Annotated in this window: 3 protein-coding genes; all 3 read left to right on the forward strand. The window is 40.2% G+C overall.

The window, feature by feature from the left end:
* Nucleotide 1 precedes the first annotated feature (1 nt).
* The 3 genes from OGZ34_RS08005 to OGZ34_RS08015 all read left to right on the forward strand — a co-directional run bounded on the left by OGZ34_RS08005 (nucleotide 2) and on the right by OGZ34_RS08015 (nucleotide 16,748).
* The gene (locus OGZ34_RS08005) at nucleotides 2-1,348 is read left to right on the forward strand and encodes a cytochrome P450 (RefSeq protein ID WP_263362686.1); all 1,347 of its coding nucleotides are present in this window, start codon (nucleotides 2-4) and stop codon (nucleotides 1,346-1,348) included.
* Entirely contained in the window at nucleotides 1,345-2,271 is a 927-nt protein-coding gene (queG, locus tag OGZ34_RS08010; protein ID WP_263362687.1) for a tRNA epoxyqueuosine(34) reductase QueG, read from the forward strand. Before OGZ34_RS08005 ends, queG begins: the two co-directional genes overlap by 4 nt.
* A 257-nt stretch (nucleotides 2,272-2,528) precedes the next feature.
* Entirely contained in the window at nucleotides 2,529-16,748 is a 14,220-nt protein-coding gene (locus tag OGZ34_RS08015; RefSeq protein WP_263362688.1) for a PKD domain-containing protein, read from the forward strand.
* The last annotated feature ends 125 nt before the right edge of the window (nucleotides 16,749-16,873 follow it).

The following is a 16,873-nucleotide window of genomic DNA, read 5'->3' on the forward strand; positions in this document are numbered from 1 at the left end:
CATGTCTGAAAATAAAAAATACAAGTACCCGAACAAGCTATCGATCGTTAGGTTCTTTTTGGATGCCGAAGGAGTGCGTAAAAACCCTATTCCTTACCATAAAAGATATTTTGATCAGTTTGGGGATTCCTTTTCACTAAAAATAGGACGGTCTAAGCATTTAATTTTATCACGTGATAATGAGATTGCCCAACATATTTTACAGAAAAATCAGAAGAACTATCACAAATCTAAATTTCAGTCTGTTTACCTTTCAAAATACTTAGGAAAAGGACTTTTGACTGTTGATGGTGAATTCTGGCTGAAACAAAGACGGCTGATTCAGCCTGCATTTCACAAGCAAAAGATGAATCAGTTGGTCATGAACATGAACAAAACGATTGTTTCAGAGCTAAAGGAAATAGTAGAGGAAAAACCCATTGATCTTTTTCCTGTTATGAGCCAGCTGGCATTTAATGTAGTGGCCAAGTCGCTGTTTCATCTCTCGGTTTCTGAAGAAAAATTAAATCGTATAAAATTTATTATTGAAGAAGTTCAGAACTTTTTAATCAAAGAAATTCGGCTTCCGCACAAAGCGTGGTGGTTTTCGATAAGCGGTCAGGTTACAAAACATCTTGAACTGGCTGAAGAGAACAATCGAATTATTCAGGAAATTATCGAGGATCGAAACACTTCAGGAGAAGAAGTAAACGATTTGCTTCAGTTGCTTTTGGAAACCCGTTATGAAGATACTGGTGAAGGAATGTCGGTAAAGCAATTGATAGATGAAATTAAAGTTCTTTTTATTGCCGGACACGAAACCACTGCAAATGCATTAACTTTTACACTGTACCTTTTAGGAAGAAATTTGGAAGTGCAGCAGAAAGTGCTGAATGAAATCCTGGAAATAGAATCGCAAACAGAGAACGTGGTAGAACAATTGCAGCAGATGACTTATCTGAATGCTGTTATAAATGAATCAATGCGTTTGTATCCACCTGCCTGGATTACAGACAGACAAAATGTTGAAGACGATATTATCGGGCAGTACCATTTAAAAAAAGGGACTTTAATTGGAGTTTCTTTTTATGAGTTGCATCGAAACCCTAAATATTGGAAAAACCCGGAGGAATTTATTCCGGAACGCTTTCTGGGAGAACAGAAGAAATACTCCATGCAATATTTTTATCCTTTTGGAGCCGGACCAAGAATGTGTATTGGAGCCGGATTTGCGATCTATGAAATGTGCCTTACCGTGGCTCATATTGTGAAAAAGTATGAACTTAAATCAGAAGTTGATGCGATTAGGTTCAATCCGTTAATTACCTTAAAACCCGTTGGAGTAGAAGTTTTATTCTCTAAAAGATGACGATCAATTCTAAAGAGACATATTCAGAATTCATAAAATCCGAAGCCAAAAGGCTTGGTTTTCTTTCTTGCGGAATATCCAAGGCGGGATTTCTGGAGGAGGAGGCACCACGTCTTGAAAAATGGTTAAATAACAACCATCATGGGCAAATGGGGTATATGGAAAACTATTTTGACAAACGTTTGGATCCTACTTTGTTAGTAGATGATGCCAAGAGCGTAGTGTCGCTTTTACTAAATTATTATCCAACAGAAACTCAGACCGAAGAAAGTTTTAAAATTTCAAAATATGCTTACGGTCAGGATTATCATTTTGTTATTAAAGAGAAATTAAAGGAATTTTTACACTCGATTCAGGAAAATATTGGCGAAGTATCAGGCCGGGCTTTTGTTGATTCAGCACCCGTTTTAGATCGGGCCTGGGCAGCAAAAAGCGGACTGGGCTGGATTGGTAAAAGCGGAAACCTGCTGACTCAGAAAGTAGGATCTTTTTATTTTATTGCAGAACTTATTCTTGATTTAGAATTGGAATATGATCATGCCACAACAGATCATTGCGGATCTTGTACCGCTTGTATTGATGCTTGTCCAACACAGGCAATAGTTGCTCCTCACGTAGTAGACGGAAGCAAATGTATCTCGTATTACACCATAGAACTCAAAGAAAATATTCCTTTTGAAATGAAAGGCAAATTTGATGAATGGATGTTTGGTTGTGATACCTGTCAGGACGTTTGTCCTTGGAATCGATTCTCAAAACCGCATTCCGAACCTTTATTTAATCCCAATCCTGAACTACTTTCTTTTTCAAAAAAGGATTGGATCGAAATTACCGAAGAAACTTTTCGATTAGTTTTTAAGAATTCCCCTATCAAAAGAACCAAATTTGATGGTTTAAAACGTAATATCATTTTTCTGGAGTAAAACAAAAAAAGGAATAATTTTTTAGCATTTTGACGATTTAAGATGCTTATTGTTAGTCTTTTTGGACAAAAAGCCCATTTTTGCAAGATATAGTCATCTGATAATCAGCTAATTAGGTGATATTGTTTTTTTGTTAACTATAACTGTTTCACAATCAGGATGTTTGTGTCCGTGATAAGCTTTTTTTTATTAAATTTGTGTTAACCCCCAAGAGTTTTACTGTCAATACATTGTTTTTAATTCAAAATTTTTAATTTATGAAATTAAATTACTCTGATAGATTACATAAAGGACTAAATAAAGCGCTTTTCTTTTTTTTATTTATACTTCCCGTTTATACTTTTTCGCAAAATTGTACTGTAAATGCAAATGCCGACAGAACAATTTGCCCCGGTGGAGCTACAGCTTTACCTCCGGACCAGTTTTATTTACTGGGAACAGCAAATACAGCACCGGGTACTAATTTTTTGGTAGATCCGGTATGGAGCCAGATCGCAGGACCGGCGGTACAGATAGTCGATCCGAATTTACAGCAAACTTTAGTAACAGGAGCAGTTCCGGGAAATTCTTATACTTTTAGGTTAACCGCCCAATGTGCTGACGGTTCAACAGTATTTGATGATATTGTTATGGTGATTTCACCACTGACCCTTGCAAATGCAGGAACAGATCAAACGTATTGTCAAGGAACTTATGCCTTAAATGCAAATGCAGTTGGAGGAACAGAAACCGGAACCTGGTCAGTTGAAGGAAATAATAATGCCGGAGTTACGGTTAATAGTCCAAATTCTTCAAGCAGTACTATTACAGTCTCAGGAAATAGTTCGGGTTCAACTACTTTAAGATGGACCATAACAAATGGTTCCTGTACCTCAACGGATGATGTCGTTATTTCAAGTCTGGGGGGAAGGATGCCAGTCACTGCGGGAGCTGATATTACACTTTCAAAGTGTTATTCGTCTACCCAAACGGCAACCCTTAATGGAAGTTTTGGAGGGAATACTCCGGGGCAACAACAAGGAACCTGGACAGTTGTTTCCGGACCTAGTATACCTTCTTTTACCAATGCAAATAGGAATAATACATCGGTAACCGGTTTATTAGAAGGAACCTATGTTTTTAGATGGACAGTTGCGGGAATCTGTGCCAATGGGGTAGACGAGATGACAGTGATAGTTCCACCACCAACGGCTGATGTTACTAATGTCAGCGGCTCTACAGCTTATTTTTGCGATGGACGAACTTCAACAATTCTTCAGGGAACTATACCATTATATGTAAATGAAAGTGTACAATGGACGCAAACGGGAGGTCCAACGGCGGTAATTCAAAATCCGACTTCTCCTTCCACGGTGGTCTCAGGAATGACCGCATTAGGGACTTATACTTTTTTATATACATTGACTAATAGTGTAACAAATTGTGTAACAACTGCTAATTACGTTGTTGTTTTAGAAGATATAATTTCGATTTCAGGAGGTCCGAATCAAACCTTGGGATGTGATGAATCTGAGGCTATAATTCCTGTAACTTTTACAGGTAATGGACAAATGAGTTGGCAATTAATAGATGGGCCAGCTGTAAACCCAATTTTGAATCCGCCTTACCCTTCTTTTCCAACATCTCCAGTAAATTTTTCCGGTAATAGTGTTACGATTGGGCAATTAACGTTTTCGGGGACTTACGTTGTTCGATTAATTAAGGCTCCAAATCCGGGATCGCAGTGTGAAACAGTTTACAATACGGTCGTAATAGTAGTTTCAGCGCAACCGACTAATTCAAGTGCAGGAACAATGCAAATTGTTCCCTGTAACTCTACTTCTGCAACATTGGCTGGAAATTTGGTAATTTATGGAAAAGGAACCTGGTCGCAGATTTCCGGTCCAAGTGTCGTGACCTTTTCAGATATTAATAGTTCAACGACTAAAGTGTCTCCTTTGATAAATGGAGGATATAAGTTTAGATGGACCATTTCGGGCGGACCAGATTGTGATGTAACCCAAAGTACTTCTGAAGTATTGGTGTCTAGTGTTGCTCCAACCACTGCTAATGCCGGAAACGATCAGGCGGTTTGTTTTGGAAGTACAATTCAATTGCAGGGAAATGCCATACAAAACAGTGAAAACGGAACCTGGACCGTTTCTCCTAATGCAGGTGTTGTTTTTAGTGATCAGGGAGATCCTAACAGTACAGTAAGCGGATTGGCAGCAAATACAACCTACACCTTTACATGGACAATTGCAAACGGATGTGGTACATCCGCAGATACAGTAGATGTTGTGACCAATAATACGCAAGGCGCAGATGCCGATGCCGGAGCAGATCAATGTTTACCAGCGGGTACTAACACAATCACATTAAACGGTAATAATCCCGTTCCGGGAACTGGTTTATGGACACAAACAGCTGGTAATGTAGCAACAATAACAAATCCAACATTATACAATACAACAGTAACGGGACTAAGTGATGGAGATTATACTTTTAAGTGGACCGTTAGCAATGTGAGTTGCACGGATGGAGAAGATACTGTAGGTATAACTATAGCTCCGACTATTACGGCAGCTCAGGCGGGAATGGATCAAAGCTTGTGTAGTAATAGTACAACAGTAATTGGAAATACACCAGCTTCCGGAGAAAGTGGTTTATGGGAATTGGTTAGCGGAGGAGATGGACCTGTTATTACAAATCCAACTAATCCAACGACTACAATCACAGGACTGACTCCCGGTTCATGGGTTTACAAATGGACGATTTCCAGAGGATTTTGCGCGAGTACTTCAGATACCGTAAAACTCAATATTGATGAAGCGCCTTCACCGGCAATAGCAGGACCGGATCAGACGGTTTGTAATCAAAGTTCGGTTATCCTCGGGGCAACTCCTCCTGTAATCGGTAGAGGGATATGGTCGCTAATTAGTGGCCCAAATTCACCTGTTTTTTCAGATGCAAGATCAGCAACTTCAACTTTATCAGGGCTTATAACGGGAGAATATATTTTAGAATGGGCTACCTATACAGGAATAAACTGTCCAACAAACAGAGATCAGGTGACGATAAAAGTAACAGAAGTTGCAGCAGCCGGTTCTGATTTTGCGACCTGTTTGGAAGGGCCTTTGTTTTTGGTTGGTAATGCTGCCAGTACCGGAACCTGGACTTATGTTTCAGGGGGAGTCGGAGCACCAATAATTACAACAACCAGTAACAATAGTGCTGCAGTAACAAACTTAGTACCGGGTGTATATGTTTTTAGATATACCATCGCGGTACAAGGTCTTTGTCCTGAAAGTTCAGATGATATTCAGGTAACGGTGAACGGTCAGATCGTGACACCTCCTAATGCGGGCCCGGATCAGGAATATTGCGATGCGGGTGCAAATGAAATTCAGCTTGCAGCTTCGGCACTTGATCCAGGAACAACAGGAAAATGGACTAAATTATTTGGTCCGGCAGGAGGATCTTTTGTAAATGATACAGATCCTAACACAATATTTACAAATCCCGGTTATGGATTTTATGTATTTAACTGGACAGTTAGTTCTGGGACCTGTAGTGAATCAGATCAGATCAGAATTGAGAACTCTGAACCACCTTCAACAGCAATGGCAGGTGGAGATAATGTTATTTGCGGATCAGTAACCAATCTTACGGCAATTCCTCCTTTATCAGGTGTGGGAAAATGGACTCAGGTATCCGGCCCCACAATCGCTGTATTTAGTTCTGAAATTTCACCCAACACCACAGTTAGTAATTTAACCCAAACAGGAGGTGTATATGTTTTCAGGTGGACGGTTACCAACGGAGCGTTATGTCCCTCAACTACAGATACTGTTCAAATTACGGTTACGGCAGATTTAACTGTTCCAAAAGCAGGACCCGATCAGACCATTTGTGTATCTGACAGCGCAACTTTAGCAGCTAATGCAATTACTGCAGGAACAGGGCAATGGTCCAAAGTTAGTGGCCCTGCAGGATCTTTTTCTGATGTTACAAGCCCAACTTCTTTATTCACGCCAAGTGCTGGGGGAAGCTATGTACTGCGATGGACAGCGACGAATCTCAGTTGTGTGTTTTTTGATGAGATGACCTTAATTGTTAGTCCGTTACCTTCAACTTCAAATGCAGGAACACCAATTAGCATATGTGAATTCCAAACGCTGACTTTGGCAGCAAACACGCCAATAATCGGAACTGGGTTATGGACACAGGTTTCCGGACCAACAACAGCAGTTTTTACGGCAGCATCCTCGCCAACAACTACTGTTTTAGGGACACAACCGGGGGTATATATCTTTACCTGGACGATCTCAAACGGATTGTGCGCACCAAGTTCCAGTAATGTAACAGTGACTATAAATGCGCTACCACCTTTGGCAGATGCCGGGCCTGATCAGATTATTTGTAATACCGGAACTGTGACCTTGAATGGAAATAATCCTGTAACCGGTATCGGTACCTGGACCTTTGTGACGAATCCGGGAGGGACGGCATTAATTACTAATCCTAATGCTTTCAATACTACTGTAACCAATATATCAGTTGGAATAACGCGATTAAAATGGACAATTAGTAATGGTTCCTGTAACTCTTATGCTGATGAAGTGAATATTGTACGACCATCAGATTTAATCCTTTCGACATTAACAGGTGATACCACAATTTGTCAGGGAGGAACCACAACTTTAACGATAACTCCGACAGGGAGTATAGCTCCTTACACTTATCAATGGCAAACATCTGCAGATGGGGTAACGGGCTGGACGAACATTTCAGGACAAACCAATGCTTCCTTTACAACTAATAGTGCCTTAACAAATGGAGAATATTATTATAGAGTAAATGTTTCAAGTACCTGTACACAGGTTTCAAGTAACGTGGCGAAATTAACGATTATCCCGGATCCTGTTGTGACTCTTCAGCCAACAGGAAGTACAATTTGTTCAGGCGGAACGCACACAATGACCGTTGCAGCAACAACTACCAACATAGCAGCGGGGACGATCGTTTATCAATGGCAAAGTTCGGTGAATGGGACTTCGGGTTGGACAAATGTTTCCGATGGAAGCGGAGCCAATACAGCAACTTACACCACAGCAGCACTAACATCCAATTTATATTTTAGAGTACAAATTACACAATCCGGAAGCGGCTGTGAAACTTTTTCAAATTCCGCATTGGTAAATGTTGCAAGAATTACAACACAACCGACAACTCCTGCGGCTGTTTGTGTAGGCGGGATTGTTAGTATCAATATTGCTGCCACATTAGACGGAGGGGCAGGAACGTTAAGTTATCAATGGCAAAGTAACTCAGGTGCCGGTTTTGTAAATGAAACGAATCCAACAGCAACAACTGCCAATTTTACTTCGGATATTTTGAATGCGACCACGCAGTTCAGATGTCTCATAACTTCATCAACAACGAATTGTGTACTAACTTCAAATGCAGTTACAGCAACTGTAGTCCCTGATCCTGCAATATCAGTTCAGCCAACCGGAGGAATTGTCTGTTCAGGCGGAGCATTTACGCTGTCAGTTTCAGCAACGGGCGGAACACCCTCTTTAAATTATCAATGGTACAGTAGTTTAGATAATCTAAGTTTTACGTTACTTTCCGGGGCAACTTCAAGTACTTACACGACTCCGGCGCTCACACAAGATACCTATTATCGAGTAGACGTTTCTGCTGCAGGAAGTGGCTGTGGTCTGGTGTCTTCAAATAGTGTATTGGTGGATGTAATTCCGAATCTTGTGGTGAACCAACAGCCAGTTGGAAATACCATCTGTTCCGGAGCAACACATACTATGACAGTACTAGCTTCAGGAGATCCTTCAGGTGGAGCTTTGGTGTATCAATGGCAAAGATCTGCAAATGGAACGACAGGTTGGGCAAATACAACAGGTGGAAGCGGTGCAACAACAGCATCTTATACTACCGGAGCATTAGCATCTACTTTTTATTACAGAGTAAGAGTGACACAGGCAGCCAATGGTTGTGAAATATATTCGGATGCAGTTCCGGTATTTGTAGCAACAATTACAACTCAGCCAGCAACTCCGGCAAATATTTGTGTTGGAGGTATTGTAAGTATCAACATTGCGGCTTCTTTAAACGGAGGTGTGGGAACACTTAGTTATCAATGGCAGAGTAATCCGGGTTCAGGTTTTGTGAATGAAACAAATGCAACTGCGACAACCGCTAACTTTACTTCAGATATATTAAATGCTACCACACAATTCAGATGTTTGGTAACATCATCTACTACTAATTGTACCATAACCTCTAATATTGTTACGGCAACAGTGGTTCCCGATCCATCGATTACAGTTCAGCCAGCAGGAACAACAATTTGTTCAGGAGGAAATCATACCTTGTCAGTAACAGGTGCAAATGGAACGCCCTCTTTAACCTATCAGTGGTTTAGCAGTACAAATAATGCTACTTTTACAGCCATTAGCGGTGCAACCTCAGCAACTTATACTACTCCGGCTTTAACCCAGACCACCTATTACAAAGTAGATGTTTCGGCTAGCGGAAGCGGCTGTAATACTATTACTTCCAATGTGGCCACTGTAACCGTTTTATCAGCGATTACAATAATAACACAGCCGGTAGCTAAAACAAATATTTGCAGTGGCTCAAATGCGACTTTAAATGTAGTAGTAGGGGGAGGCTCAGGAAATTATAGTTATCAATGGAAAAATTCTACTCTTTTAGCGGGGCCCTATACTAACATTACAGGAGCAAATTCGGCAAGCTATAGCACTCCAAATTTAACGCAAACTACCTTTTATCAAGTGACAATTTCTGATTCTACTCAGGGTTGTACCCCAGTTGTATCTGGTATTGCTGCAGTTATTATTCCGAGTATTGAAACTCAGCCTGTAAATCCAACTATAGTTTGTGTGGGAGGTACGGTGTCGATTTCAACAGCTGCTTCAGCAAACAACGGTTCTGCTTCCTTTAGTTATCAGTGGCAGCGTTCTGCAGATGGGGTGAGTGGCTGGGCCAATATAACCGGAGAGAGCAGAGCGACGAATCCTAATTACATATCAGGACCACTTGCGACCACAACTTATTACCGCTGTGTGATAACGTCATCAAATCCAACTTGTACTCTCATTACAAATGCCGTAGTAGCAACTGTTATTCCGGATCCAACGATATCTACTCAGCCGATTGGTGGAAATATTTGTGAGGGTGGTGTATTCACAATGACATCCGGTGCTCAAAATGGTTCTGGAAACTTCACTTATCAATGGCAAAAATCATTAGATGGTGCAACAGGATGGGCAAATGTAACAGATGGTTCCGGAGCCAATACAACAACTTATACCACAGGTTTTGTAAATGCAGATGCTTTTTACAGATTGCATGTAACTGATTCAGGAATTGGATGTGGGGTTATAAACTCCAATCCTGCAAAAGTTGATGTTTTTGAAATTCCGATAATTAGCACACAGCCGAAAGATGGAGAAGCTTGTATCAACGAAACTCATAATTTTACTGTTGTCGCTACAGGAAATATTCCTGCAAGTCCTTTATTGTATCAATGGCAGACTGCTACTGTTTTGGCCGGGCCTTATACAGATGTTATAGACGGAACAGGGGGGACAACAGCCTCTTACACAACACCCACTTATGCAACAGCAGGAAACAGATATTTTAGAGTTATCATTTCTCAGGCAGAGTCAGGTTGTCGTACAATATCCAATCATGTGATGTTAAAAGTTTTTGATCTACCTGCTGCGCCAGTTGGTTCAGTCACACAACAGCCTTCATGTGCAAATGCTACAGGAACAGTAAGTATTGTAAATCCTGATTTAGGAACTGGTTATGAGTATAGCAGTGACGGAATCACCTTTCAAGCCAGTAACGTTTTTGCAGGTTTGGCTTCCGGTGCCGTAACCATTTATGTGAGACGAGTGGGATTAAATACCTGTATTTCATCGGGTACAACCTTTACCATTTTTAACAGAATCTGTGCGGTTCCTGAAAACTTTACAGCGATTTCCGGAGATACAGGAGGAAGTACCGCACCACATTCAATATTAGATAGCGATACTATAAACGGAGTTATTTTAAACCCGTCAGCAGTTAATGTTACTATAAACTCTATTTCAAGTTATTTAACTTATGATTTTAATCCGCTATCCAGGACTATTTCTGTGGCGCCGGGTACTCCGCCGGGAGATTATACCTTAACCTATACTATATGCGAAATTGTGAATCCCGGAAATCCGTCAGATCCTGCTAATTTTGTAAATTGTTCTACAACTACCGAAACAATTAGTGTTACCACTGCCGGAATCGATGCCCGAATCGATATCGTTAAATATATTGTAAACGGTTATACCGGTGCGAACAATGTGATCAATGCCTTAACAAATGATACCCTGGGAGGTGGACAGGCTACATTATCTAATGTAACACTCTCTGTAGTTAATCCGGCGTTGCCGATTAACCCTTTAATAACAGCAGTCCCATATCTGGATATTACAACCGGAAACGTAAGTGTACCTCCGGGAACGGTAAAAGGGCTGTATGAAATTGAGTATAAGATCTGTGAAATTGGAGCACCTTTAAATTGTGATACGGCACTTATTATAGTTCCGGTTGGAAATGCATTAATTGTAGCGAACGATGACAGAGTCGAAAACATAAATGGTTATTTAGGGCTTATGAATGCAGCGAATGCTCTAACCAATGACACTTTAAACGGAGTACCAATTACAGGTGCAAACTTTAATGAAATAACCATTTCGCAAAATCTGGCTGCTACGCCTTTGTATCCGGGTGCCAATGTGCCGGTCTTTAGTACAGCCACAGGAAGCATAAGTATCCCAGCGGGAACTCCTGCTAATACTTACTTTATAACCTACACCATCTGTGAAAAATTAAATCCAACCAATTGTGCGGACGGTAGTATTGCAGTTGTTGTAAAAGCTGCTCCGCTAATTGTAAATGACGATCGCGTAGACAACATAAACGGTTATGATGGAGCTGTAGACGCAATTAATGTTTATACCAATGTTGCCGGTGCTGATACTTTTGACGGACAGGTTATCAATATTAATTTGGCTAATGTACTTACGCCTTCAATTGTAACCCCTGCACAGCCTAAAGCTCCGGGAGCTCCCGTTCCTGTTTTAGATGTTTCAACAGGTTTTGTTACTGTTCCTCCAGGAACTCCTGCAGGGCAGTATCAAATTAAATATCAAATATGTGAGGACCTCAATCCTAGTAATTGTGATGATGCTACGGTGATCATTAATGTAGTTGTGCCAATTATAGAAGCTAATGACGACAACGTTTTAAATGTAAACGGGTATGAAGGAGCAGATGATGTTATTAATATTTATGATAATGATTTCCTAAATGGCGGAATGTTGGATCTTCCTGATATTACAACAACTGTTATATCAACCCCTGCTCCTATAAACGGAGGCCCCGTTCCTACACTTGACAGCATTACAGGTTTAGTAGACGTCCCGGCAGGAACACCGGCAGGTGAATATAAATTTGTTTATAAGATCTGTGAGAATTTAAATCCGATGAATTGTGATCAGGCGGTTGTTACTATTGTAGTGGTTCCTGCGCTAATTAATGCCGAAAATGATGCTAATTTTGCTCCAATTAATGGTTTTGTAGGCAGTCCAAATGCTTTGAATGCTTTAGACAACGACACCCTTAATGGCATGGCGATAAATCCTTCTGAAGTTATCATTACTAATATCATTCCGGCTACACCTATCAATGGAGGTCTGGTTCCAGTATTAAATGGAATTACAGGAAATGTAAGCGTACCTCCGGGAACTGCGGCTGGATTATATTTTATTGGCTATCAGCTGAACGAAAAACTGAATTTGTCCAATAACGATTTTGCCATCATAACCGTTGAGGTTTCGGCTCCGCCAATTGTAGCGAATGATGATACAATTGCGAATGTTAACGGCTATGTAAACACTACGAACGCAATTGATGTTTTATTGAATGATACCCTTAACGGGGTTACAGCTAACGTTTCGAAAGTTACCATTACAGTTGATGTTGCAGCAACACCAATAAACGGGGGACCAATTCCGGTACTGGAACCTTTAACAGGATTTGTAAGTATTCCGGCTGGCACCCCGGCAGGAGATTATGAAATTCGATACCATATTTGCGAAAAGATTAACCCGCTGAATTGTGACAATGCTACTGTTTTCATTACTGTAACAGGACCTCAAATAGATGCGGTGAATGATGCCGTGGCCAACATCAATGGTTTTACAGGAGCAACTAACGCAGTGAATGCCCTGACGAATGATACTTTAAACGGAATGACCGTTATTTCTTCTCAGGTTACCATTAGTAACATAGTTCCCGCGTTACCTATAAATGGAGGAGCTGTTCCGGTTCTAAACCCTTCAAACGGAAATGTAGATGTGCCTCCGGGAACTGCAGCAGGGACTTACATCATTGGATACCGTTTGAGCGAAAACTTAAATCCGGCCAATTTTGATACGGCCACTATAACAATTGATGTTATTGCACCAAGTATTATTGCTAATGCAGACAGCACAGGTAATATTAACGGATATACCGGAGCAAATAACGCTGTTAATGCCATTACGAATGACAGATTAAACGGTTCCGATATTCAATTGATTAAAATTGATATTACATCTGTAAGCACTACAACTCCGGCGGGATACGTTTTAGGAAACCCGGTTCCGGTATTGAATATCGTTACAGGAAATGTAAATGTACCGCCAGGGACTTCTGCAGGAACTTATGTGATTCATTACCGTATTTGTGAAAAACTAAATCCGTTAAATTGCAGCGAGGCTGATATAACAATAAATGTCATTGCTCCAATTATTGATGCTAATAATGATTTCGCAAGTAATATTAACGGATATAGTGGTGCTAACAATGTTGTAAATGCTTTGACTAATGATACTCTTAACGGAGTTACCGCACAGGCAGCTCAGGTTAACATTACTGTTTTGAGTACAACTCCTCCGGTAACATCAACAAATGGAATTGTTCCGGTATTGAACACCGTTACAGGAAATGTGGATGTACCGGCAGGAACCTCTGCGGGGACTTATTTTATTCAATACGAAATTTGCGAAAAAATAAACCCAAACAATTGTAGTCAGGCAACAATTATAATAATCGTAAATGCACCTTCAATCATCGCTGAAGATGATACCATTACGAATATAAATGGTTTATCGGGAACAAATAATATCCTGAATGCATTTACAAGTAATGATAAATATAATGGTGTTGGGTTAACAGATATCAGTTTAATCATCCCAACAATATTAAGTACGGCAACTTCTATAAACGGAGGTATGGTTCCTGTCTTAGATATAACCACTGGTCTTGTTAGCATTCCGGCAGGAACACCAGCAGGAGCTTATCAGATTAGATATAGAATCTGTGATAAATTAAATCCGTCTAATTGCGATGATGCTGTTATAAATATAGTAGTATCCGTTCCGGTAATTATTGCGAATGATGATACAGCAGTGAATATTAATGGGTACACCGGAGCAAGTAATGTATTGAATGCATACACCAATGACACTTTAAACGGAACAGCGATTCTGCAGACCAATAGCAACAGCACCCTGGTAACTGCAGCAAACTCGATAAATGGAGCAGTAGTTCCTGTTTTAAATGTTTTTACCGGTAATGTTGATGTTCCGGCTGGTACCACTCCGGGAGAATACTCGATTGTATATAAAATCTGTGATAAATTAAATCCGTCCAATTGTGATGAAGCAGTTATAAGAATCACAGTTATCGCAAGTCCGATTGACGCAGTCGATGATAATGTTGCAGGAATCAACGGAGTTATAGGAACGGCGAATGCAATAAACGCTTTGGATAATGATACTTTAAACGGAGTTAAGGTAATTCCTGCTGAGGTAATAATAACCAATATTATTCCTGCAACGGTTATAACCTCAGGTTTAGTGCCTGTTCTGGATCCTGCAACAGGTATCGTTAGTGTTCCGGCAGGAACTTCTGCAGGAACGTATACGATTACCTATACCTTAAGGGAAAAAGCGGTTTTGACCAATTCAGATACTGCTGTAATAACCATAATAGTTGGAGCTTCAACAATTGAAGCAAACGACGATACATTGTCTAATATCAATGGCTATGTCGCAACGAATAATGCAATAGATGTAGTAGCCAATGACAGACTTAACGGAGCGGCTACAAGTATAAGCAAAGTTGAAGTTACAGTAGATGTGGTCGCAGTGCCAATCAATGGCGGTCCGGTACCGTTATTAGAACCTTTAACTGGAATGGTAAGTATTCCGGCACGTACTCCGGCAGGGAATTATCAAATTAAATACCATATTTGCGAAAGATTAAATCCGGCAAATTGTAATGATGCAACCGTATTTGTTAATGTAATTGCAGCACCAATTCTTGCAGTTAATGATACAGCAAATAACGTTAACGGATTAACGGGAGCAACTAATGTAGTCAACTCGGTATCAAATGACTTATTAAACGGAGTTGCTGTGGTATTATCTGAGATTAAAATTAAAGTAATCACAGCTGCGGCTTCCATAAACAGTGGCCCTGTCCCGGCTTTAGATATTCTGACCGGAAATGTGAATGTTCCGGCTGGGACATCAAGTGGGACTTACACAATTCGTTATGAAATTTGTGAGGTTTTAAATCAGACAAATTGCAGTCAGGCCGATATTGTTGTAAATGTAACCTCAGGGCCTATCATTGCCAACGATGATACAGCAACAGGAATAAATGGTTTAGACGGGGTGGCGAATGCAGTTAATGTTTTAACAAATGATTTATTAGATAGTGTTGCGCCGACTTTGGCACAGGTGAAAATAAATGTTGTTTCACCGGCTGATAGTATTAATTCAGCTCCTGTTCCGGTTTTAAATACCGCCACAGGGTTGGTAAGTGTTCCACCGGGCACTTCGGCAGGAATTTATACCATTGTATACGAAATCTGTCAAAGTACAAATACCCTGAATTGCGATCGGGCAGTGATTAAAATTACAGTAGCGCAGCCATCTATTCGATTGGTTAAACAAGGGGTTTTCTCTGATGGTAATGGTGATGGTTATGCACAGCCGGGAGAGCAAATCCGTTATTCTTTCGTAATTACAAATACAGGCACTTTAGATTTGAACAACGTGATTGTAACAGATCCAAAGGCAATAGTTACAGGTACTCCAATTGCAGTATTGGCAGTTGGTCAATCTAATACAACAAGTTTTAAAGGAACTTATGTTTTAACTCAGGCTGATATTAATCGAGGTTATGTTGAAAATCAGGCTTTAGTTAGAGCACAGCCTGTCAGTGGATCGTCAATTCAGGACTTATCAGACAGTAATGACCTTACTTTAATTGGACCTAATGACCCTACAATTACTCCGGTACCACAGCATAAAGAACTGACTTTGATAAAAGGAGGAGAATTAACAGGCAACGGAGGAGTAGGCTCGGTTATAAAATATACCTTTAAAGTTAAGAATACCGGAAATGTGGTAGTTACCAATTTGGCAATAACCGATCCGATGTTAACAGCCACTGCCATAGCTGTTACTCCAAATGTATTGGTTCCGGGTGCAACAGGAACTGCTACGGCATCATATACCGTAACCTTAACAGATGTTGCCAATGGAGAAGTAATCAATTCTGCACTTGTGATTGGAGATGATCCACAAGGAAATCCGGTTATCGATATTTCCGATAGTGATGACCCTGCTTTAACCGGTGATGATGACCCAACGGTTGTAGATTTAGATCTTAAACCTTCTATTGCTCTTATCAAAACAGCCACTTTTAATGATGAGAATAAAAATGGATATGCCGAGATAGGAGAAACGATTACATATCATTTTAGCGTTACCAATACAGGAAATATTTTATTGGTAAATGTTGTGGTCAAAGATCCGAAACCGGGAATAACTATTACTGGTGGTCCGGTGATTTTAAAACACGGAGAAACAAATTCTGATAGTTTTGTCGGAACCTATGTTTTAACAGCTGCTGATATTGAAGCTGGATCTGTAGAAAACCAGGCTGAGGTTACTGCCGTTAGTCCCGACGGAAAAACTGCAAGTGATTTGTCTGATGGTAATTCTATTCTGGGTGATAATCCGACTGTACTACCAATTAATTCTTGTAAAGTCACAATTTACAATGCGGTTTCTCCTAATGGCGATGGTATAAATGATATCTTCAAAATTAAAGGAATTGAATGTTATACTGATGCGTACGTAGAAATTTATGATCGCTGGGGTGTTTTAGTTTATGATGCTTACGGTTATGATAATGCGTCAATTGCCTTTAGAGGAATTTCAGAAGGAAGAGCAACAGTCAATAAACAAAAGGGTCTACCGGTCGGAACTTATTTTTACGTTATTACGTATAAAACATATTTAAATGAACCTGTAAGTTTAACCGGCTATTTATATCTCTCAAGATGATGTAATGTGTTGATTTTTAATAAATTATAGTAAAAAAGGGTGCGACGTTGTTGCGCCTTTTTTATTGCGGTTTTGTCATTATATTCTTTAAAAGTGTAATATATACATAATCTGCCTCCTCATTT

Source organism: Flavobacterium collinsii, assembly GCF_946903285.1.
Lineage (GTDB): Bacteria > Bacteroidota > Bacteroidia > Flavobacteriales > Flavobacteriaceae > Flavobacterium > Flavobacterium collinsii.

Bases quoted from the DNA above. Each gene is read 5' to 3' on its own strand.
- queG (WP_263362687.1), top strand. From the start codon at position 1,345: ATGACGATCAATTCTAAAGAGACATATTCAGAATTCATAAAATCCGAA.
- OGZ34_RS08005 (WP_263362686.1), top strand. From the start codon at position 2: ATGTCTGAAAATAAAAAATACAAGTACCCGAACAAGCTATCGATCGTT.
- OGZ34_RS08015 (WP_263362688.1), top strand. From the start codon at position 2,529: ATGAAATTAAATTACTCTGATAGATTACATAAAGGACTAAATAAAGCG.